Origin of the sequence: Variovorax sp. DXTD-1, assembly GCF_003984625.1 — a bacterium.
Taxonomy (GTDB): Bacteria; Pseudomonadota; Gammaproteobacteria; order Burkholderiales; family Burkholderiaceae_C; genus Variovorax.
Map to the genome: position 1 here is coordinate 186,719 of NZ_RWKH01000008.1, position 19,292 is coordinate 206,010.

Here is a 19,292-nt window from a genome sequence, read left to right on the forward strand (position 1 = left end):
GGGCTGTCCGTTGTATGGTGTGGCCCCATGAGCAGTCCGTTCTATCCGCCGGTTTCATGGTTGCGCGCCCTGGCGGGGGCTGTTCTGTTCGCAGCTTCGGTGCATGCGGTGGCGGCGCCGTCCGAATCTCCTTCTGCATCAGGTGCCGCTTCGGCCGAAGCGCTGCGCGCCACGCATCAGCGCATGAAGGGCAAGCTCGCGCGCAGCGGGTTCGGGCGGCCCATTCAGCTCGATTCGGTGGAGACGCCGGGCGGGCTGCAGGGCGACATCTATGCCGTGGTGGACCATTCGTTGCCGGAGATCAGCGCTGCGCTCAAGGAGTCGTCCCACTGGTGCGAACTGCTGAAGCTGCACGTCAACAATCGCCGATGCCGCGCGGGCACCACGCCGCAGGGGCAAGACATGCTGACGCTGTTCGTCGTGCGGCGCTACGACAAGCCGGTCGACCAGGCGTTCCAGCTGCCCTTCATCTATCGCGTGGCCAACGCAACGCCGGAGTACCTGTCGGTCGAGATGAACGCCGCCAGCGGACCGCTGGGCACGAGCAACTACCGGGTCACGCTGGAAGCGGTGGCGCTCGACGAGAAAAGAAGCTTCCTGCATTTCGGCTACAGCTACGACCACAACATGATGGTTCGCATGGCCACGCAGGCGTACCTGGCCACCTTCGGCCGCAACAAGGTCGGCTTTACCGTGGTGGGCAAGGAGGCCGATGGGCAGCCCGAGTACATCCGCGGCGCGCGCGGGTTGGTGGAGCGCAATGCGATGCGCTACTTTCTGACGCTCGACACGTATCTCTCTTCGGAAGCCGGAACGCCGGCCGAGCGGCGCGAGCGCTCCTGGTTTGCCGCGGCCGAGCAGTATCCGCGGCAGCTGCACGAGATCGAACTCGAAACCTACCTTGCGATCAAGCGCGAGGACCGCGAACGCGACGGCACGAAGCGCTGAACCGCGCGAAAAGGCGCGGCCAGCCGCAGCCTTTCGACCGCAATTTCACGGACTTGTCATCTGCCTCAGCGCTAATCCGGGGCCTGCGCCTTTGCGCGGGCGCTTAACAAGGACAAGCAATGCGGAAGACAAGAGGATCGAGGATGGGGTGGTTGGCGCTCGCGGGTGCCAGCGTGCTGTTGGGTGCCTGCGGCGGTAGCGATGGCGGCGGGACTGGCGGATGGGCGTTTCCCCCCGCGTCCAGCGGCGGAGGCGGCGGCGGTGGCACCACGAATCCGCCTGTCGCCCAGTCGAAGACCGGCACCTTCCTCGATTCGGCGGTCGAAGGCCTGGACTACGTTGCCGGCAGCGCCGCCAAGGCCGCCACCAACGCGGCGGGCGAATTCACCTGCAAGGACGGCGAGACCGTTGTCTTCAGCGTCGGCGCGCTCGCGCTCGGCAGTGCCGCCTGCGGCGACGCGATCACCCCGTTGACCCTGGCCGGCGGCACCGATGTGAAAGCCGATGCCGTCGTCAACCGCCTGCTCGCGCTGCAGAGCTTCGACGAGGACCGCGATCCTTCGAATGGCATTCGCCTGACCCCGGCGCTGAAGGCCGCGCTCACGGCCGGGTCCATCGATTTCAGCGCCGCGGCCGCGAGCTTCGACACCGCGTTCAACGCGGTGCTCGCGGGTCTGCCCGCTCCCTACAATGCCCGCATGGTCGATTCAAGCCGCCGCACGCTGGCACGTGAGCACTTCGAGAACACGCTGGCTTCGCGCCTTGCCGCGCCGGTGACCGAAGCCTCGACGCAGACCAACGCGCTCGGCACCCTCGGTATCGGCGTCACGCGCTACCAGCTGCAGGCCGATGCCAGCTTCAACGTGCCCTACGAGGGCGACAACGAGAAAACCAAGGCCGACTTTCCCGCGGGCTTCCTGCCGGCCTACGGATCGGGTCTGGCATTCAAGGGCAAGGCCGACGACGGCACGCTCGAGTTCTATGCCATTACCGACCGCGGCCCGAACGGCGACGGCCCGACCGCACCCGTGCCCAACGGCGGCGGCGCCACCAGCATCAGCAAGGTGTTTCCCGCGCCGTCGTTCGCGCCGAGCTTCGGCATCGTGCGCATCGGCAAGACGGGTGCGGTGCTCTCGTCGAGCGTGCCGCTCAAGCTCGATGCCGGCAAGAAGATCACCGGCCTGCCGCCGCAGTCGGGCGTGGGCTCGACGGGCGAAACGCCGCTGACCGACCGCTATGTGTTCGATGCCGCCAAGGCGAACTACGACGCGAACGGCCTCGACCCCGAGACGATGGTGCTCGACAAGGCGCGCAACGTGCTGTGGACCAGCGACGAGTACGGCCCGTTCATCGCACGCATCAACATCGCGACCGGCGTGATCGAGAAGAAATACGCCCCCGGCAGCGGCGCCGCCGACCTGCCGTTGGTGCTCGCGCAGCGCCGCGCCAACCGCGGCATGGAGGGGCTGACGCTCGACGCGGCGGACGGCAAGCTGCACGGCTTTCTGCAAAGCCCGATCGATCCGAAGGACGGCGCGGGCAAGTCGATCCAGGCCACGCCGCCTGGCGGCAGCAAGACCGATGTGCGCCACATCGCGAAGTTCACGCGCTGGCTCGCATTCGATCCGGCCACCGAGACATCGAAGCTCTACGCTTACCCGATCGACGGCAGCCAGTACGACAAGAACCGCACCGGCAACGCCAAGCTCGGCGACGTGGTGAGCCTGGGCAACGGCCGCTTCATCGTGATCGAGCAGGGTGCGCGCAAGAGCGACGGCAAGGTGTTCAACAAGCTCATGCTGGTCGAGCTGCCGGCCAATGCAACCGACATTGCTGGCTTCGACCACAACCTTGAGATCAGCAGCATCACGCAGGCGCCTTCGGGAGCCGCTGACTACTCTGCGGTGGTGACCATGCGCAAGACCGAACTGCTCGATCTCAACGCACTGGGCTGGCTGGCCGAAAAGGCCGAGGGCCTCACGGTGGTGGACGACCAGACCTTGGCGCTGGTGAACGACAACGACTTCGGCCTGAGCACGATCCTGCTCGATGCCGACGGCAAGACTGTTGCAGGCAGCGTCGAGGACTGTACGGTGGATGCCGCTGGCGCGATCATTGCCAAGTGCCCGGCTGGCGTGACTGGCGCGCGCATCACGCGCGGCAGCGACCTGGAACGGCCGGTGCGCATCTGGCTCATCAAGCTCGATCGCAAGCTGAGCGAACTGCGCCTTTGATCAGTCGGCCAGCGTGAGCAGCGGCACGTCGCGCTCCCGCGCCATGGCGTCGAATTGCGCGCGGGTGCGGGTGCGGATCCACGCGGCAATGCCTTCATGCGTGGCTACCGCGAACATGTCGCGCGAAGCCACGCCGGCCGCTTCGCAGAGGCGCTCTGCAAAGTGCGGCTCCAGCGCGGCAACTGCCACGCGTCCGTCAGCGCAGGGATACACGCGATAGCCCGCGTGCGCGCCGCCCACAGCGCCTTCGGGCCGGGTCAGGCCCCATGTGCGCGGCAGCGCCAGCCAGTCGGCCGAGGCATTGAGTGCCACTTCGAGGTACACGCCGTTCGCCTTGGCCGCGGACCGGGCATGCAATGTGGCCTGCAGCACCGCTTCGCTTGCGAGCAGGGCGCCGCCCATGTCGGCGTAGAGCGTGGGCGGCAGTTCGGTGCCGGTGACCAGGCCGCTTTCCGCAACATAAGTCAGGTCGTGGCCCGGCTCCTCGGCACGCTCGCCAGGGGCGCCGATGATGGCGACCTGAGACAGCGACGGATGGCGCGCCTGGAGCGATGCCCAGTCGAGCTTCAGCTTGACGAGCGCTGAAGGCCGGAAAGAGGTCAGCAACACGTCCGTGCGCGCCAGTTCGGCATGCAGCAGTTGCTGGCCGGCTTCGGTCTTCAGGTCGGCCGTGCGAACCTCGATGCCTTCGTGCAGCGCGGCGTACGCGGCCTTGTTGTAGAGCGCCATCGGATCGCGGCCCGGCGGCTCGAACTTCAGGCAGGTGGCACCCATGCCGCGGCAGCGCAGCAGTGCCGCAGGGCCCGGAAGGTTGAGCGCAAGGCTCAGCACACGCACGCCGGCGAGCGATTGGAAAGACGAGGCAGCGGGGCTTTGCATGGTCATGTATCCGGTGATCAGGGCGAAGGACATTTTTACCCGCTCAGAGCCAGATTTCGCAAGCCATGGCATTTGCCGGCGGCGTAGCATGCGCCATGGCGGCGCCGCGCCTTGCCGCTCTGTTGCAACGACCAAGGAGATTCACCATGTTTGAAGCTTCCCTCATGAGCGGCCAGCGCATTCTCGTGACTGGCGGTGGCACCGGCCTCGGCCGTGCGATGGCCGAGCGCTTTCTGGGCCTGGGGGCCGACGTTGCAATCTGCGGCCGACGCCAATCGGTCTGCGAAGAAACCGCGGCCGAATGGCGCCGGCAGTTCCCCGAGCGCCGCATCGACACCTTCGGCGTGGACATCCGCATTGCGCAGAACGTCGATGAGATGGTCGAGAGCCTGTTTCAGAGCGGCGGCCTCACGGGCCTCGTCAACAACGCGGCGGGCAACTTCGTGGCGCCGACCGAAAGCCTCTCGCCCCGCGCTTTCGACGCCATTGCGAACATCGTCTTTCACGGCAGCTTCTACGTCACGCAGGCTGTGGGCAAGCGCTGGGTCGCGGAAGCCAAGTCCGGCAAATGGAAGGCGGGCGATGCGTTCCGAAGCGTCATGAGCATCATCGTGACCTGGGTCGACAACGGCAGCCCCTACGTAGTGCCGTCGGCCATGAGCAAGGCCGGCATCGAAGTCATGACCAAGTCGCTGGCGGTGGAGTGGGCGCGCCACGGCATTCGCCTGAATGCCGTGGGGCCGGGCGAAATTCCGACCGAGGGCATGAGCAAACGCCTGAACCCCGGCGAGGAGCCCGGCGCGCGCAGCAAGAAGACCAACCCGATGGCGCGCACCGGCCGCATGAGCGAGCTGCAGAACCTGGCGGCCTTTCTCATGGCGCCGGGCCAGTGCGACTGGCTCACCGGCCAGAGCATCATGATGGACGGCGGCAACGCGCTGGCCACCGGCGGCAACTTCTACGAGTTGCGCCAATGGAGCCACGATGACTGGCAGGCCGCGCGCGAGCGCATCGAGGCGCAGAACCAGAAGGACAAGGCGCAGCGCTGACGGCCCTGCATGCCGCCAGCAGACGGATCGCGCGGTATCGTTGTGCCATATCAACCAGGAAAAAAGCAGATGCAACTCATCGGCATGCTCGATTCGCCCTATGTCCGCCGCGTGGCCGTCTCGCTGCGGCTGCTCGGGCTTTCGTTCGAACACCGGTCGATCTCGGTCTTCAGCACCTTCGAACAGTTTCGGGAGATCAATCCCGTGGTCAAGGCGCCGACCTTGGTGTGTGACGACGGCACGCTGCTGATGGATTCCACGTTGATCATCGACTACGCCGAAACGGTCGCCGGCCGCAGTCTCATGCCCTCCGGACTTGCGGAACGGCAGCATGCGCTGAAGGTGCTCGGGCTTGCGCTGGCGGCGTGCGAGAAGTCGGTGCAAATCGTCTATGAGCGCAAACTGCGTCCACCGGAAAAGCAGCACGCGCCATGGGTCGACAGGGTCCGAGGCCAGCTTGGTGCGGCCTACGCAGGGCTCCAGGCCGAGCTGCGGAAGCTGCCTGCGCCGGGCGCCGAAGGCACCATCGGGCAGGCCGCGCTGACAAGCGCCGTGGCATGGAGCTTCACTCAGCTGGTGCTCCCGGACGTGATTGCGCCCGCCGATTACCCGTCGCTCGCAGCCTTTGCGGCCGACGTGGAAAAGCTGCCGGCGTTCGTGGCTCTTCCACAGGTCTGAATCAGTTCGCGGCGATGTCCGCCCCGCGCTCGGCCAGCAGGGCGCGCAGCAGCGAGCGATGGCAGCGCGACTCGTCTTCGCAATAGCAGCCCACCGAAAGCGCCGTGCTGTGCGAGAGCGCCGCGAGCAGGTCGAGGCTACGGCTCGCGTCGGCCTCGGCCATCTCGACCTTGTACTTGCGCATGAAGGCGTTCCATTGCGCGGGCGTTTCCGCCTCCTGGCCCAGTTTCATGGTCTCGGCCGAAGGCGCGAGGTTCGGGTACCACACGTCGTACCAGTCTTGCGAGGCGAACTCCGTCTTGGGAACGCCGCGCGGCGGACGGCGCACGGTGCCGATGCGCAGGCCTTCGCCGTGGGCGCGCGGTGTGCCGAGGCGAACGATGCGAATGCTCATGCAGGTCTCCTTTTTATGAACGGGCTTCAGGTGCCGACGATACCGCCGTCGCGCCGGCGAATTGCCAGCGTGGCCGAGCGTGGGCGTGCGCTGCCGGGCTCGGTGCCGTCGGGCCAGGCGCTGGTCGGCGTTCCGCTGCCGTCGTCGCGCGATTCGCCTGGATGCTGGATGTTGACGAACAGCGTACGCCGGTCGGGCGTTACCACGCAGCCGGTAACTTCGCTGCCGTTCGGCGCCGTCAGAAAGCGCTTGATGCGGCCCGTCGCCGGATCGGCGCACAGCATCTGGTTGTTACCCAGCGAGGCATAGGGCGGCTTGCCGATGAGCTGGCCGCTCATGTCGGTCTGGATCCAGAGCAGGCCGCCGCTGTCGAAATGCAAGCCATCGGGGCTGCCGAAGATGTCCGCCTGGCCGGAGGGATAGCGCGCGCCGCTGTCTGTTTGTGCCGGGTCGCCGGCGAGCGCGAAGTGGTCCCAGGCGAAGCTTTCGCTGCCCGCATCGCCGCCATCCTCGCGCCACCGCAGGATCCCGCCAAAGAGGTTGGCGGCGCGCGGATTGGCTGCGTCCGTCGCGGGCTTGCCGAACTCGCCGCGCTGGCTGTTGTTGGTGAGCGTCACGTACACCTCGCCGGTTTGCGGGTGCACCGCAATCCATTCCGGACGGTCCATGCGGGTGCCGCCCACCACGTCGCCCGCCAGCCGGGCGTGGATCAGCACCTCGGCCTGATCGGCAAAGCCGCCCGCCGCATCGAGGCCGTTGCGCCCGTGGACGAGTTCGAGCCATCGGCCGCGTCCGTCGGCGTCGAACCGGGCGACGTAGAGCGTGCCTTCGTCGAGCAGGCTGCTGTTGGCGGCACTGCCGCCGCTGGCTGAAACCTTTCCGTGGCTGACGAACTTGTAGATGTATTCGAACCGCGCATCGTCGCCCATGTAGACCACGAGGCGCTGGTCCCTGGTGAGCGTGCAGGTGGCGCTTTCCTGGCGCTTGCGGCCGAGCGCCGTGCGTTTGATCGGTTTGGCCGCGGGATCGAAGGGGTCGATTTCGACCACCCAGCCGAAGCGGTGGGCCTCGTTCGGATGCCGGCTCATGTCGAAGCGTTCGTCGAAGCGCCAGTACTCCACCCACTGCGAACCCGGCACCGTGCCGTAGCGGCGCTGCGCGGGCGTGAGGCCTTTGGCCGCTTCCTTGGGGCCGCCGAAGTAGCCGTGAAAGTTTTCTTCGCAGGTCAGGTAGGTGCCCCATGGCGTCACGCCCATCGCGCAGTTGGCGAAGGTGCCGAACACCTCGTCACCCGCCGGATTGGTCTGTGTGCGCATCAGCGGCGTACCCGCCGCGGGGCCTGCAATGCGCATGGGCGTGTTGCCGTGCACGCGCCGGGCATAGGGCGACGGGCGCACCTGCCGCCAGCCATCGCGCGTGCGCCGGATTTCGATGACCGACACACCCATGGCATGCAGCGACTTGCGCACCTTCTCGGCGGTCCATTCCTTGATGCCGTCCGCGTGGAGCAATTGCTCGTCGGTGTATTCGTGGTTCATCACGAGCAGTGCGCGGTCCGGCGCTGCAAGCGCAAAGAAGTGCATCCCGTCATGGTGCATGCCCGCCTGCAGCGCCTGGTCGGCCGCGCTGTGCGAGCCATCGGGCGCAAAGGCCGGCATCGGCTGGCCCTTCACGCCCGTGGGGGTGCCCCACGGATAGAGCAGCTGCCATTCGTATTCCGGCGGCACCACGACCGCGTCTCGCAGCGAAGCGGGCACGGCCGTGAAGCCGAGCATGGCCGGCTCGTTGGGGCTGGGGGATGCGTGGACACCGCTTCGGTGGAGCAGCGCCACCACGGCGGCGGCGCCCGATTGCAGAAAGATCCGGCGATCCAGGGGCATGGGTCGAAGCAGGTGTTGGGCGGGCGACAGGCGCCATCATCGCCGAGCGCCCGTACCGGGCGATACTGGCGCGAAGAAAACCGAAGGAGACACGACATGGCCGACCGGATCGAATGGACCTGCCACCCCGACGGCGTGGTGGAACTGCAGCTTGCGCGCGCCGACAAGATGAACGCGCTCGACCCCGCGATGTTCGACGCGCTGATCGAGGCCGGCGAAGCCTTGCGCCGTGATGCCGCGGTGCGCGCCGTGGTGATCTCGGGCCAGGGCAGGGCGTTTTGCGCCGGGCTCGACATGGCTTCGTTCGAGCGCATGGGGCAGGGCGCGGCGAGTGCCGTGCTGGGCGCTGCGGCCGGCGGCACCGACCTGGCCATCCGGACCCACGGTATTTCGAACGCGGCCCAATACGTGGCGATGGTCTGGCGCGAAGTGCCGGTGCCCGTCATCGCGGCCGTGCACGGCGTGGCTTTTGGCGACGGCCTGCAGGTGGCGCTGGGCGCCGATGTCCGCATCGTGGCGCCCGACACCAAGCTTTCGGTGATGGAGATCAAGTGGGGCCTGGTGCCTGATATGGGCGGCATGGTGCTGATGCGCGAACTTGCCCGCAGCGACGTGGTGCGCGAGCTCACCTTCACGGGGCGCATCTTCTCGGGCCAGGAGGCGCTGCAGCTTGGCTTTGCCACCCGGCTGGCCGCCGACCCGTTGTCCGACGCCCTCCGGATGGCGCGCGACATCGCGGGCAAGAGCCCCGATGCGATCCGGGCAGGCAAGCGCCTGCTCAACGCCGCGCTGTCGCACAGCGCGGCCGATCTGCTGGTCGCCGAGTCGGTGGAGCAGCGCGCGCTGATCGGGAGCGCAAACCAGACCGAGGCGGTCAAGGCCAACGTCGAGCGGCGGCCGCCCCGATTCAGCGCAGCTGCCTGACTGCATCGCCGCGTAGAAAACCCTGTGTTTTCACCTTTGGCCGCTAAAAGCGGCCAATTTCGGCGCGGACGGGATTTCGATTGTGAGGATTAAGCGTTCTTGCCGAGGGCTGGTCGCCGCGCGGACAAACATGACCTTTGTGTGACTAAGGTCACGTCTTGGCGGGATTAAGGGTTCGGAAGGGTGGCTGATTTAGTCACATTCCTTAACAATTAATCCTTTTGACTGCGACGGCGATCCTGCATGTCGACCACGTTTTTCTGCAATCTCAGCGTGCCCATCCTGGTGGGCGAGGATCGCTACAAGTACATCCCTGTCGTCGGCGTCTTCCGAAGCATTCCGTTCGAGCAAATAGACGAGTGGGTGATGCACCCCGACGGCAAGCCCCGGAGCGACCGCGAGCTCGCGGCTGAAGTTCTTGTCGAGATCCGCGTACCGCCCGAAATGAGCGGAAGCGCTGCTGCGCGCGCGTTCGACGTTGCCGACATCCTGCAGCTGGACCGCGCGGCTGCGATCGTGGTCTCTACCTACCTGGCGGCGCTGCCGCGGGTCTGACCCGCCCGCTCGGCGATTCTTCGCCATTGCTTCAGCCCGGAGCCGCAGCGCCAGCCCTTGCGCCGACCCTAGTGCCTGCCGCGCGCATCCACCGGCCAGATGGCCACCAGGGTGTCGCCATCGACCACGTGATAGGCGTCATGCAGGTTGACCGTCGGGTCGCAATGCGGGGTGACGAACTCGACACGCTCTCCCAGCGCCGGCCTCGCCCCGGCAAACAGCAGCTTGCCATGCTCGTCGCCAAAAAACGCGTAGCGGCTCGCCGGCTCGGCGCCACGCGCCACCAGCGGCACGCCGGCGTCGGTGGCAAAGCACTTGGTGCCGCCGTCGACCGTGACCCAATCTGCCGCATTGGCGCTCACCACCGCCGTCTGCACGAACAAGGACACCTCGAAGGGCGAGGGCTGTCCGGGGGCGCCAAGCACTTGGGTGTATTCCGCGTCCATGAAGACATAGGACCCCGCCTGCAGCTCGGTGAACGCGTCGCGCTGCGCGTCGAGATCGTGGGTGCCGGTGCCGGCGCCCGTCACGATCTCGAAATGAATGCCCTCCTGCCTAGCCTGCGCGACGATACGCGCAACGGTTTCGCGCAGGCCGGCGGCCGCGGCGCTGCGCTGTTCCCGGTCAACAATGTGCTGCAGGTTGCCGGCGTAGGCCTGCAAGCCGCGCAGCTTGAGGCGAGGCTCGGCCGCGATGCGGCGCGCGAGCTCGAGCACCTGTGCTTCGGTTGCGGCGCCGGTGCGGTTGTAGCCCGCGCCGTAGTCGACCAGCACCTCGAGCGGATGCGGCAGCCCCAGCGTGGCGGCGGCAAGGTCCGCGGCGTTGCGCGGGTCATCCACCACCACCATCATTCCGCCGGGGCCCGCGAGCCTGGCAAGCTTGACCACCCGCGCGATCTTGCTCGGGGTCACGGCGGGCGAGGTGATCAGCACATCCGGAATTCCGGCCTTGACCATGACCTCCGCCTCGCCCAGCGTGACGCAGCTCACGCCGATGGCGCCCGCGGCCACCTGGCGCCGCGCGATTTCCACCGACTTGTGCGTCTTCACGTGCGGGCGCAGGCCCACACCGCGCGCTTTGGCAAAGGCGGCCATGCGCTCGATGTTGCGCATGAGCGCGCCCAGGTCGAGCAGGAGGGCGGGTGTATCGAGCGATTGCCGGCCGCCGGTCAGCCCGATCAGCGGCGTGTTGACTTGCGTATCAGAGAGCATGGGAAACCTTCGTATGCAGAGTTCGGGGTGCGCGCGCCAGGCACGAGGCAGGCGAAATGATCGCATCGAAAAGCCGCTTGCGGTACGCGCGCAGCGGCCGAAAAAAGGAGTGTCGCTCAGTCGCCCCGTGACGGCGCCCGGTGCCTCGAGCGCCCCGAGCGCTTGACCGCCAACCACCAGAGCAGCGCCGCATTGACGGCCCAGCCACCCGCGAGCAGGAGCAGCGCCGTCTGCGCAACGCCCGGTTCGAGATCGAGCGTCAGCAGGGCCAGCGACCATGGCAGCGCCCCCGCGATGGCAGCCAGCATGGCCAGTTCGTTTTCAGGAAAAGCGGCGGACGAGACCACGCACACCACGCCCACGGTGGAATAGGCGAGCGCACCAATGCGCCACCAGGAGGGGAAGGGCGACCGAGGGTCTGCGGTGTCCATGTGGCAACGATTGCAGGCGCTTGCAGTGTGCCGCGACAGCCGCCTGCGCGAAGCGATGTAAGTCTTCAGGCGATGCCTGCCGAGCCAGGGTCGCTCTTGTTCCCCAGGCGTGCGAAGGCGTCGGACAGGCAATCCACGAACACCCGTATGCGCGAAGAAAGCCGATGCCGCTGCGCGTACACGGCATAGATGTCGGCGCCGGGCGTGCGGTACTGCGGCAGCACCTGCACGAGGCGGCCACTCGCGAGATACCGCTCGATGTCCCATTCGGCCCGCATGACGATGCCATGGCCGTCCAGCGCCCAGCGCACCGCAATCTCCCCGTCGTTGGTGGTCAGCGCGCCGCGGACCTTGATGGTTTCGGTCTGTTCGCGGCGGCCTTTTCCGCTGGAAAGGCGCCACACCCCATAGGCGTCGTTGCCCTGGCGAATGCCGATGCAGTCATGGCGCGCCAGGTCGCTCGGAACCACCGGCGTTCCGCGCTGCGCGAGGTACTTGGGCGAGGCGCACAGCAGCCGCCGGTTCGGCGCCAGGCGCTTGGCGATCACTCTCGCGTCCGGCGGCTCGCCGAAGCGCACGCAGACGTCGAAGGCATCGTCCGTCAATGGCGGTGGATCGGCCGACAACTGCAACTGCACCTCGACGTCGGGACACAGCCGGCTGTAGCGCGAGATCACCGGGGCCACGTGCATGCGACCGAAGCCCAATGTCGCATTCACGCGCAGCAGGCCCTTCGGCGACCCCCGGCCCTTGGCCAGGAGCTGGTCCAGGTCGTCGAGCTCGCCGAGGATGCGGCGCGCATGCTCCAGGAACACCTCGCCCTCGGGCGTCAGGCTCATGCGCCGCGTGGTGCGGTTCACCAGCGGCATGCGAAGCCGTTGCTCCATCTGCGAGAGCCGCTTGCTCACCGCCGGCGTGGAGACGCCCAGGTTACGCGCCGCGGCGCTCAGGCTGCCGCCGGTAGCAATCTGCACGAAGAAGCCCAGTTCGGAGGGCTGGATGCCGTGGCTCATTGGTCGAAACGATTGTTGACTTGCAGTTAATGATGAATTCACTTTACCTGTGCGATGCCATCGGATGCAAACCACAGAATCGGCCGAACCACTCAAAGGACGACGGCGCAAATGAAGACGTACAAGATCGCAACCATCCCCGGAGACGGCATCGGCAAGGAAGTGATTCCCGCGGGCCAGCAGGTGCTCCAGGCGCTGGCCTCGGCCGGCGAAAGCTTCGATTTCGAGTTCGAGAATTTCGGCTGGGGCGGCGACTACTACCGCGAGCACGGCGTGATGATGCCGAACGACGGGCTCGATGCGCTGCGGGGCAAGGACGCCATCCTGTTCGGCTCGGCGGGCGATCCGCACATTCCCGACCACATCACGTTGTGGGGCCTGCGCCTGAAGATCTGCCAGGGCTTCGACCAGTACGCCAACGTGCGCCCGACGCGCATCCTGCCCGGCATCGACGGTCCCCTGAAGCGCTGCGGCCCTGATGACCTCAACTGGGTGATCGTGCGCGAGAACTCCGAAGGCGAATACGCCGGCGTCGGTGGCCGCGTGCACCAGGGCCACCCCATCGAAGCCGCCACCGATGTCTCGATGATGACCCGCGCAGGCGTCGAACGCATCATGCGCTTTGCCTTCAAGCTGGCGCAGTCGCGGCCCCGCAAGCTCCTCACCGTCATCACCAAGAGCAACGCCCAGCGCCATGCCATGGTGATGTGGGACGAGATCGCTCTGCAGGTCTCCAGGGAATTTCCGGACGTCACCTGGGACAAGGAACTGGTCGATGCATCGACCGCGCGCATGATCAACCGGCCGGCCTCGCTCGACACCATCGTTGCCACCAACCTGCATGCCGACATCCTCAGCGACCTGGCCGCCGCCCTCGCGGGCAGCCTGGGCATCGCGCCGACCGGCAACATCGACCCCGAGCGCCGCTACCCGTCGATGTTCGAGCCCATCCACGGCTCCGCCTTCGACATCATGGGCAAGGGCCTGGCCAATCCGATCGGCACCTTCTGGTCGGTCGTGATGATGCTCGAGCACCTGGGCGAGGCCGAGGCCGCAAGGCGCGTCATGCAGGCGGTCGAAGCCGTGACGGCCGACCCCTCGCTTCATACCCGCGATCTCGGCGGCACTGCTACTACGGCGCAGGTGACGCAGGCCGTGTGCGCGCGGCTGGCATAGAGACCGCCGCATTTCCGCTGCCAACCGCAAGAAGAACGGCGCACGTCGTCAGCCTGGAGACAAAGACATGAAGAAGCAACCATTCGCCACGGGGCGCCGCGCCGTCGCGGGAACTGTGCTGGCAGCCATGGCATTCGCTGCCGCGCCCTGGGCCGCTGCGCAGGAGCCGTGGCCGGCCAAGCCGATCAGCCTGGTCGTTCCTTTTCCGTCCGGCGGCACCACCGACGTGCTGGCCCGGGCGCTCGCCGATGCGCTCTCCAAGAGCCTGGGGCAGCCCGTGATCGTGGAAAGCAAGCCGGGCGCCGGCGCCACGCTCGGTGCCGACTACGTCGCCAAGGCCAAGCCCGACGGTTACACGCTGCTGATGGGCGCGGTGCACCACACCATTGCCACCAGCGTGTACAAGAAGCTCCCCTACGACTTCCAGAAAGACCTGGCGCCCATCACCACGGTGGCCATGGTGCCGAACGTGCTGGTGGTCAATGCGTCGCTCACGCCCGCAAAGTCGGTGGCCGAGCTGGTTGCCGCGGGCAAGTCATCGTCCAGGGAACTGGCCTATGGTTCGAATGGCAACGGCACCGCGCAGCACCTCATCGGCACGCAGTTCCAGGCCAGCACCGGCGTGAAGCTGCTGCACGTGCCCTACACGGGGAGCGGCCCGCTCACCACCGACCTGCTGGGCGGGCAGGTGGACATGTCCTTCGACACCATCACGCCCGTGCTGCAGCACATCAAGGGCGGCAAGCTGCGCGCCCTGGCCGTGACCACGGCCAGGCGCTCGGCCGTGCTGCCCGATGTGCCGACGCTCGAACAGGCAGGCCTGAAAGGCTTCGACATCGGCACGTGGTTCGGCGTGCTGGCGCCGGCCGCAACGCCGAAAGACATCGTCGCGAAGCTGAATGCCGAGATGGTGAAGATCATCAAGTCGCCGGACTTCGCAGAAAGAATGCGCGCGATTGGCGCCGACCCGATAGGCGACAGCTCCACCGACATGGTGGCACGAATCCGCGACGAGACGGCGAAGTTCGCAAGGCTCGCGAAAGAAGGCAAGGTGGCGGTGGAGTAGGTCGAAGCGATGCAGCCCCGGACGAAGTAGCCGCCGCCGAAGGGCTTTATGCCCTTCAAGCTGTAGCATTTCATTCGGCGCCTGCTCGGCCTGCATGAGCGCGGTTCGTCATCCACATGAAACTCCTTCGTGCGACAAGCAGGCAACAGGAGAGAACGCATGGCTGCACCGAGCAAGCGACAAAAACCGCAGAAACAAACCACCCCAGCACATCGAACGGAGCGCGCCTACCAGCACGCGAAGGGCGACATGTCGAAGTCCGACAGCGAGAAGATGGAGCGGCTGCTGCATGAATTGCGCCTGCGCCGCATCGCGGCCGAGCCCAAGTTTTCTGACGACGTCATCGTGTGGCCGTCGAAGGGCGCCGCGCCCGGTGGCACCGAGTTGGCGGCCCTTGGCGCCATCAATCTGGGCAACGCCGAAGAGGCGCTTGGGCAAGGAGTGCAAGGCCGCGGTGCGCCGCGGATGAATCTCGTCAAGCAGCTGGACGGCGTGTCGGTGATGAAGGCCAATTCATCCGCGTTGCTGGCGATGCGCCGGAATACGCCGGGCCTTCGGATTGCGCCCGCTGCATGGGCATACCTCCAATACATTCGCCCGCTGGGCGACGAGCTGGAAGCTTCCGCAATCCAGGTGGCGGCAGGGGCCAAGGTCAAGAGGTTCGAGCTGCGCCTTGCCGATCCGAAGGGAAACCCCGTGGCGGGCGTTCGGGTCAAGGCGCTTGTCGATTGGGACGGCGCGCACGTGCCTGCGGTAACCGACGCGCAGGGAATCGCGAGCCTGGGAATTCCGGTGCTCTACCCTCGTGTCGAACTGATTCTGGTCGAACCGGAACACACGCACTGGTCGGTCTTCGTGAAGGGGTTCGACCGTGTTGCCGCACCGAAGCGCCTGGATGTCCAGATCACGCCGCTGGTGCCTGATGCTTACCAACTGCTCTCGAATTACGCGCCCTACGATCCCCAGGCGGGAGCGGGCGTCACTGTCGGCGTGATCGATAGCGGCGTCGGGCCGCACGCCGACATTGCCGTGGCGGGTGGCGGCTGCTTCGTTACCGGCGAAGACCCGGCGGATTTTCTCGACAACGGCATCGGGCACGGCACGCACGTCGCGGGCATCATCGCGGGCAAGATGGCCGCGGGCAGTGGCATCTACGGCCTGGCGCCGTCCTGCCGCCTGCTGGCGTACCGCGTGTGTCCCAAGACCGGTGAGCGCGGGCGCGCCAAATCCAGCGACATTGCCAGCGCGCTCGAACGCGCGATCGGCGACGGCTGCGACATCGTCAACATCAGCATGGGCAGCCTCGAGCCGATGCCGGAGATGCCCGACATTCTTGAAAAAGCGCGCAACGCCGGCATTGCCGTGTTCGCGGCCACCGGCAACGATGGCCAGTCGCTGCTGCGCTATCCCGCCCGGTACAGCCACACGCTGGCGGTCGGCGCGCTCGGCCGCGATGGCACGTTTCCGGCAGACTGTCCGGAGAGCTTTCAGGAGAGCGAGATTCGCCGCAAGAAAGAGTTTGTTGCCGAGTTTTCGAACTACGGCCTTTCGACCGATTTCATCGGCCCCGGCGTTGCCGTCCTGTCGGCGTTTCCGGGCGGGCGATACGCGATGATGTCCGGCACTTCGATGGCCACGCCGTTCACATCGGGCATGGCGGCCCGTCTGTTGTCAGGGAATCCGAACCTGCTTAACATGCCCAGAGGTCCTGAAAAGGCCGACGCCATCGTCAAGATGCTGTCGCAGGCAGCCCGCAAGGTGGGCTGGTCGGCCGAGTACGAAGGGTTTGGAGTTCTGAAGTGACAAGCGTGGTATTGACCTATACGGGCAGTCCCGACCAGAAGTTGTCGGCCGAGGCGCGGCTGCGGCGCTGCGTGCCGGGTGTCGTGCTGACGCCGAAAACGGGCACCCTGGTCGAGGCCCAGGTCGACGACACGCAACTCGCGGCACTCGAGCAGAACCCCGAATGGGTCGTGACCCAATCGACATTCGCGGAAATCCGCAAGCCTGTCTTCAATCTGAAAAACGCACGCGCCAAGCTCGGCAAATAGTCGCAAGGCGCCCATGGCCGCTGTTGGCCGTTGGGTTTTTTGGAGAGGAAGTCCCATGTCCGATACAGACGTCCAGGTCGTGAGCAACTCCTGGGCCGGAATTCAGCGCGTTGCCGTAACGCCCAAGCCACCGGAATTCTTCAGCGGCCGGGAAGGTTATGCGCCGGACTTTTTCGGAGAAGACAGCCGTGTGGAACTGCCTTCGATGAGCGACGCCATATCGATGGACGACATCGCCACGCTCGAAGACGGCTCGTACGAACTCAAGTACCAGCACTTCAGTACCGTGCAGTGCATTTCCCGCCGCGTGCCGCTTTATTCCGCCTGCAACGTCGACGGGTCGAAGTCCAAGAACGTTCCGCGCCACGACACCTGGAACTACGACGGCCGCATCAAGAAGGAGTACCAGATGCTGCGGGAAGCTTATGGCCCCGAGCAGGACAAGAAGTTTTCCCGCGGCCACATGACGCGCCGGCAGGACCCGAACTGGGGCTCGCTGGCCACCGCGCAGCGGGCCAACATCGACACCTTCTTTGCAACCAATGCATGCCCGCAGTGGCAGCCTTTCAATGACGGACTGTGGGGCGACCTGGAGGACTACATCCTCGCCAACGCCCAGGGCGACGACAAGCGCATCAGCGTCTTCACAGGGCCCATTCTCCGGACGGACGATGCCGAGAGATTCGGCATCCAGATCCCGCGCGACTTCTGGAAGGTCGTCGCATTCATCAGCGAGGCGACCGGCGAGCTGACCGCCATCGCCTACCTGATGAGCCAGGGCATCTACCTCGATTCAGGCGTGGCGCGCGACCTGGAGGACTTCGGTACCTCGCAGCGCCCGCTGTCGTTCATCGAAGCCGAGACCGGCCTCGGGTTCGAAAGCCTCCAGGGCCGCGATGTGCTCGATGGCGTGGACATCAGCTTCGTGCAGCCGATCCGGCGCTTCGCCGACACCCGGCTTCCGGGCTGATCTATGGGGTAGGGGAGGCGTGCTCCCCGGTGGTGGAGCCGATACGCCGAGCCTCGGACTCGATCACCAGGCGATCGATGCGCTCGTCCGGCAGGTTGACCAGCAGTTCCACGTGCCTTCGAATCGCGTGCATCGTCTTCACGAATGCCTCGGCGCCGCCGGCGTCGTCGGCTCGGGGGTCTGGGTGCGACCAGTGCGCGGCGGCGGGTTGTCCGGGCCAGACCGGGCAGGTTTCGCCCGCGGCCTCGTCGCACAGCGTGACCACCAGGTCCATGTGCGGCGCCGAGGCGAGGCCGTACTCGTCCCAATTCTTGCTGCGCAACCCGTCGGTGGGCAGGCCGGCACCCTTCAGCGCTTCGATGGTGCGCGGATCGGGCTGCCCGTCCGGCGTCGGCTCATGGCCCGCGGAATACGCGGCGAAGCGGCCCTTGCCGAGATGGTTGAGCAGTGCCTCCGCAATCAGGCTGCGTGCCGCATTGCTGTTGCAGAGGAAGAGAACATGAACAGGGTGTGTGGGAGTCATGGTGCGTCAAGGTGGCCGCTCACAGGCGGCCTTCAAGTGGTTGACTGCACCATTGATCCCGACGGGGATGACGTGTGTATGACGACCGCAAGATGCGGCCGATTCTTTCCCGTGGTGTCCCTTGGAGTTCTGCCGCAAACAGGGTGAGGGAGTTTCGTCCCGATACTCGCAAGGCTCGCAGACTCGGCGCAAAGTCATCGACCCTTCACGCCTCGGAGCCATACTGCAGTGGATGCCTGTCGGCGCTGGTAGAGGTTGCCTTTGGCACCCGCCCACAGTGCGGGACCTCGAGGCCGGCGGCATCCTCGGTTCAATGCGAGGCGGCTGCGGCATGAAGCGAACGCCGAGCCGCTTGGTTAAAGAGAGGGATTGGCCTGCCCGGAGGGGATCGAACCCCCGACAACCTGCTTAGAAGGCAGGTGCTCTATCCAACTGAGCTACGGGCAGATTCCGGGCCGGACAGAAGCAAAAACGAAAGATACAGAAGAAACTTGGTCGGGGCGAAAGGATTCGAACCTTCGACCCTCTGGTCCCAAACCAGATGCGCTACCAGGCTGCGCTACACCCCGACAAGCCTTCTATTCTAGCTTGAATACCGGGTGCTCTCAGCGTTTCTCGTATTGCGTCTTGCCGAAAAGAATCTCGCGCTCTTTATCGCCGGTGATCGGCTGGCGCAAATCGGCCAGCACTTTCACGCCGCGCTGCACGGCGGGCCTTGCGGCAATGGCGTCGAACCAGGCTTTCAGGTGCGGGTAGTCGGTGAGGGTGATGCCTTGTTTGTCCCAGCTGCGCAGCCACGGAAAGATGGCGATGTCGGCAATCGAATAGGTCTTGCCGGCAATGAACTTGTTCTTCGACAGCTGCTTGTCGATCACGCCGTAGAGCCGCTTGGCTTCGTTGCTGTAGCGGTCTATGGCATAGCTGATCTTTTCAGGCGCATACATGCGGAAGTGATGCGCCTGGCCGAGCATGGGCCCCACGCCGCCCATCTGGAACATGAGCCACTGCAGCACGTCGTAGCGCTCGCGGTCGGTCTTGGGTAGCAGCTTGCCGGTCTTGCCGGCCAGGTACACGAGGATGGCGCCCGATTCGAAGAGCGAGATCGGCTTGCCGTCCGGCCCGTCCGGGTCGGTAATGGCGGGAATCTTGTTGTTCGGGCTGATCTGCAGGAAGTCGGGCGCGAACTGGTCGCCTTTGCCGATGTTGATCGGGCGGGCGTTGTACGGCAGGCCGCACTCCTCCAGCATGATGTGAATCTTGTGGCCGTTGGGCGTGGGCCAGGAATAGACCTCGATGGGCGATGCGGGCAT

19 protein-coding genes and 2 tRNA genes are annotated in these 19,292 nt (G+C 66.1%); 11 read left to right on the forward strand and 10 right to left on the reverse strand.

Annotated features, from left to right (window positions below; translation table 11 throughout):
* Positions 1-27: 27 nt before the first annotated feature.
* Both EJI00_RS10070 and EJI00_RS10075 read left to right on the forward strand, forming a co-directional pair.
* Complete coding sequence (locus tag EJI00_RS10070; protein WP_185868107.1) at positions 28-948, forward strand: hypothetical protein; 921 nt, start codon at positions 28-30, stop codon at positions 946-948.
* Between the two features lie 119 nt (positions 949-1,067).
* Positions 1,068-3,182 carry an esterase-like activity of phytase family protein gene (locus EJI00_RS10075; RefSeq protein WP_312846481.1) on the forward strand — a complete coding sequence of 705 codons (2,115 nt, stop codon included), beginning with the start codon at positions 1,068-1,070 and terminating at the stop codon, positions 3,180-3,182.
* On the opposite strand, the gene EJI00_RS10080 is transcribed toward EJI00_RS10075, so the two are convergent.
* The gene (locus EJI00_RS10080) at positions 3,183-4,061 is read right to left on the reverse strand and encodes a CoA transferase (RefSeq protein ID WP_126747320.1); all 879 of its coding nucleotides are present in this window, start codon (positions 4,059-4,061) and stop codon (positions 3,183-3,185) included.
* Between the two features lie 146 nt (positions 4,062-4,207).
* Between EJI00_RS10080 and EJI00_RS10085 the strand changes: the two genes are divergently transcribed.
* On the forward strand, positions 4,208-5,110 hold the full coding sequence (locus EJI00_RS10085; RefSeq protein WP_126747321.1) for an SDR family oxidoreductase: 903 nt from the start codon (positions 4,208-4,210) through the stop codon (positions 5,108-5,110).
* A 69-nt stretch (positions 5,111-5,179) separates the two neighbouring features.
* The gene (locus tag EJI00_RS10090; RefSeq protein WP_126747322.1) at positions 5,180-5,788 is read left to right on the forward strand and encodes a glutathione S-transferase; all 609 of its coding nucleotides are present in this window, start codon (positions 5,180-5,182) and stop codon (positions 5,786-5,788) included.
* A 1-nt stretch (position 5,789) separates the two neighbouring features.
* Here the strand turns inward: EJI00_RS10090 and EJI00_RS10095 are convergent, their stop codons facing one another.
* On the reverse strand, positions 5,790-6,182 hold the full coding sequence (locus tag EJI00_RS10095) for a DUF488 domain-containing protein (protein ID WP_126747323.1): 393 nt from the start codon (positions 6,180-6,182) through the stop codon (positions 5,790-5,792).
* Between the two features lie 26 nt (positions 6,183-6,208).
* Entirely contained in the window at positions 6,209-8,062 is a 1,854-nt protein-coding gene (locus tag EJI00_RS10100; protein ID WP_126747324.1) for a PhoX family protein, read from the reverse strand.
* A gap of 96 nt (positions 8,063-8,158) precedes the next feature.
* Between EJI00_RS10100 and EJI00_RS10105 the strand changes: the two genes are divergently transcribed.
* Together EJI00_RS10105 and EJI00_RS10110 are read left to right on the forward strand one after the other, a co-directional pair.
* The gene (locus EJI00_RS10105) at positions 8,159-8,986 is read left to right on the forward strand and encodes a crotonase/enoyl-CoA hydratase family protein (RefSeq protein ID WP_126747325.1); all 828 of its coding nucleotides are present in this window, start codon (positions 8,159-8,161) and stop codon (positions 8,984-8,986) included.
* 243 nt (positions 8,987-9,229) lie between these two features.
* Positions 9,230-9,541, forward strand: a complete 312-nt coding sequence (locus tag EJI00_RS10110) for a hypothetical protein (protein WP_126747326.1) — start codon at positions 9,230-9,232, stop codon at positions 9,539-9,541.
* Between the two features lie 68 nt (positions 9,542-9,609).
* On the opposite strand, the gene EJI00_RS10115 is transcribed toward EJI00_RS10110, so the two are convergent.
* The 3 genes from EJI00_RS10115 to EJI00_RS10125 all read right to left on the reverse strand — a co-directional run bounded on the left by EJI00_RS10115 (position 9,610) and on the right by EJI00_RS10125 (position 12,196).
* Positions 9,610-10,752 (reverse strand): DSD1 family PLP-dependent enzyme, encoded by a 1,143-nt coding sequence (locus EJI00_RS10115; RefSeq protein ID WP_126747327.1) that lies wholly within the window; start codon positions 10,750-10,752, stop codon positions 9,610-9,612.
* A 116-nt stretch (positions 10,753-10,868) separates the two neighbouring features.
* Complete coding sequence (locus tag EJI00_RS10120; RefSeq protein ID WP_260590643.1) at positions 10,869-11,183, reverse strand: hypothetical protein; 315 nt, start codon at positions 11,181-11,183, stop codon at positions 10,869-10,871.
* A gap of 65 nt (positions 11,184-11,248) precedes the next feature.
* Positions 11,249-12,196, reverse strand: a complete 948-nt coding sequence (locus EJI00_RS10125; RefSeq protein WP_126747328.1) for a LysR family transcriptional regulator — start codon at positions 12,194-12,196, stop codon at positions 11,249-11,251.
* 111 nt (positions 12,197-12,307) lie between these two features.
* On the opposite strand from EJI00_RS10125, the gene EJI00_RS10130 reads away from it, so the two are divergent.
* From EJI00_RS10130 to EJI00_RS10150, 5 genes are all read left to right on the forward strand, one after another.
* Positions 12,308-13,372 (forward strand): tartrate dehydrogenase, encoded by a 1,065-nt coding sequence (locus EJI00_RS10130; protein WP_126747329.1) that lies wholly within the window; start codon positions 12,308-12,310, stop codon positions 13,370-13,372.
* Positions 13,373-13,499: 127 nt separating this feature from the next.
* A complete protein-coding gene (locus tag EJI00_RS10135) occupies positions 13,500-14,438 on the forward strand; it encodes a tripartite tricarboxylate transporter substrate binding protein (RefSeq protein ID WP_260590652.1) in 939 nt (312 codons plus the stop codon).
* A 249-nt stretch (positions 14,439-14,687) separates the two neighbouring features.
* Positions 14,688-16,241 (forward strand): S8 family serine peptidase, encoded by a 1,554-nt coding sequence (locus tag EJI00_RS10140; protein WP_260590645.1) that lies wholly within the window; start codon positions 14,688-14,690, stop codon positions 16,239-16,241.
* Positions 16,242-16,246: 5 nt separating this feature from the next.
* On the forward strand, positions 16,247-16,489 hold the full coding sequence (locus tag EJI00_RS10145; RefSeq protein WP_148110632.1) for a hypothetical protein: 243 nt from the start codon (positions 16,247-16,249) through the stop codon (positions 16,487-16,489).
* Positions 16,490-16,544: 55 nt separating this feature from the next.
* Positions 16,545-17,459 carry a DNA/RNA non-specific endonuclease gene (locus EJI00_RS10150; protein ID WP_185868108.1) on the forward strand — a complete coding sequence of 305 codons (915 nt, stop codon included), beginning with the start codon at positions 16,545-16,547 and terminating at the stop codon, positions 17,457-17,459.
* Between the two features lies 1 nt (position 17,460).
* Here the strand turns inward: EJI00_RS10150 and EJI00_RS10155 are convergent, their stop codons facing one another.
* The 4 genes from EJI00_RS10155 to EJI00_RS10170 form a co-directional block, all read right to left on the reverse strand.
* On the reverse strand, positions 17,461-17,982 hold the full coding sequence (locus tag EJI00_RS10155; protein WP_126747334.1) for an arsenate reductase ArsC: 522 nt from the start codon (positions 17,980-17,982) through the stop codon (positions 17,461-17,463).
* A 370-nt stretch (positions 17,983-18,352) separates the two neighbouring features.
* A tRNA-Arg gene (locus EJI00_RS10160) sits at positions 18,353-18,429 on the reverse strand.
* A 45-nt stretch (positions 18,430-18,474) separates the two neighbouring features.
* A tRNA-Pro gene (locus EJI00_RS10165) sits at positions 18,475-18,551 on the reverse strand.
* A gap of 36 nt (positions 18,552-18,587) precedes the next feature.
* A complete protein-coding gene (locus EJI00_RS10170; RefSeq protein ID WP_126747335.1) occupies positions 18,588-19,292 on the reverse strand; it encodes a glutathione binding-like protein in 705 nt (234 codons plus the stop codon).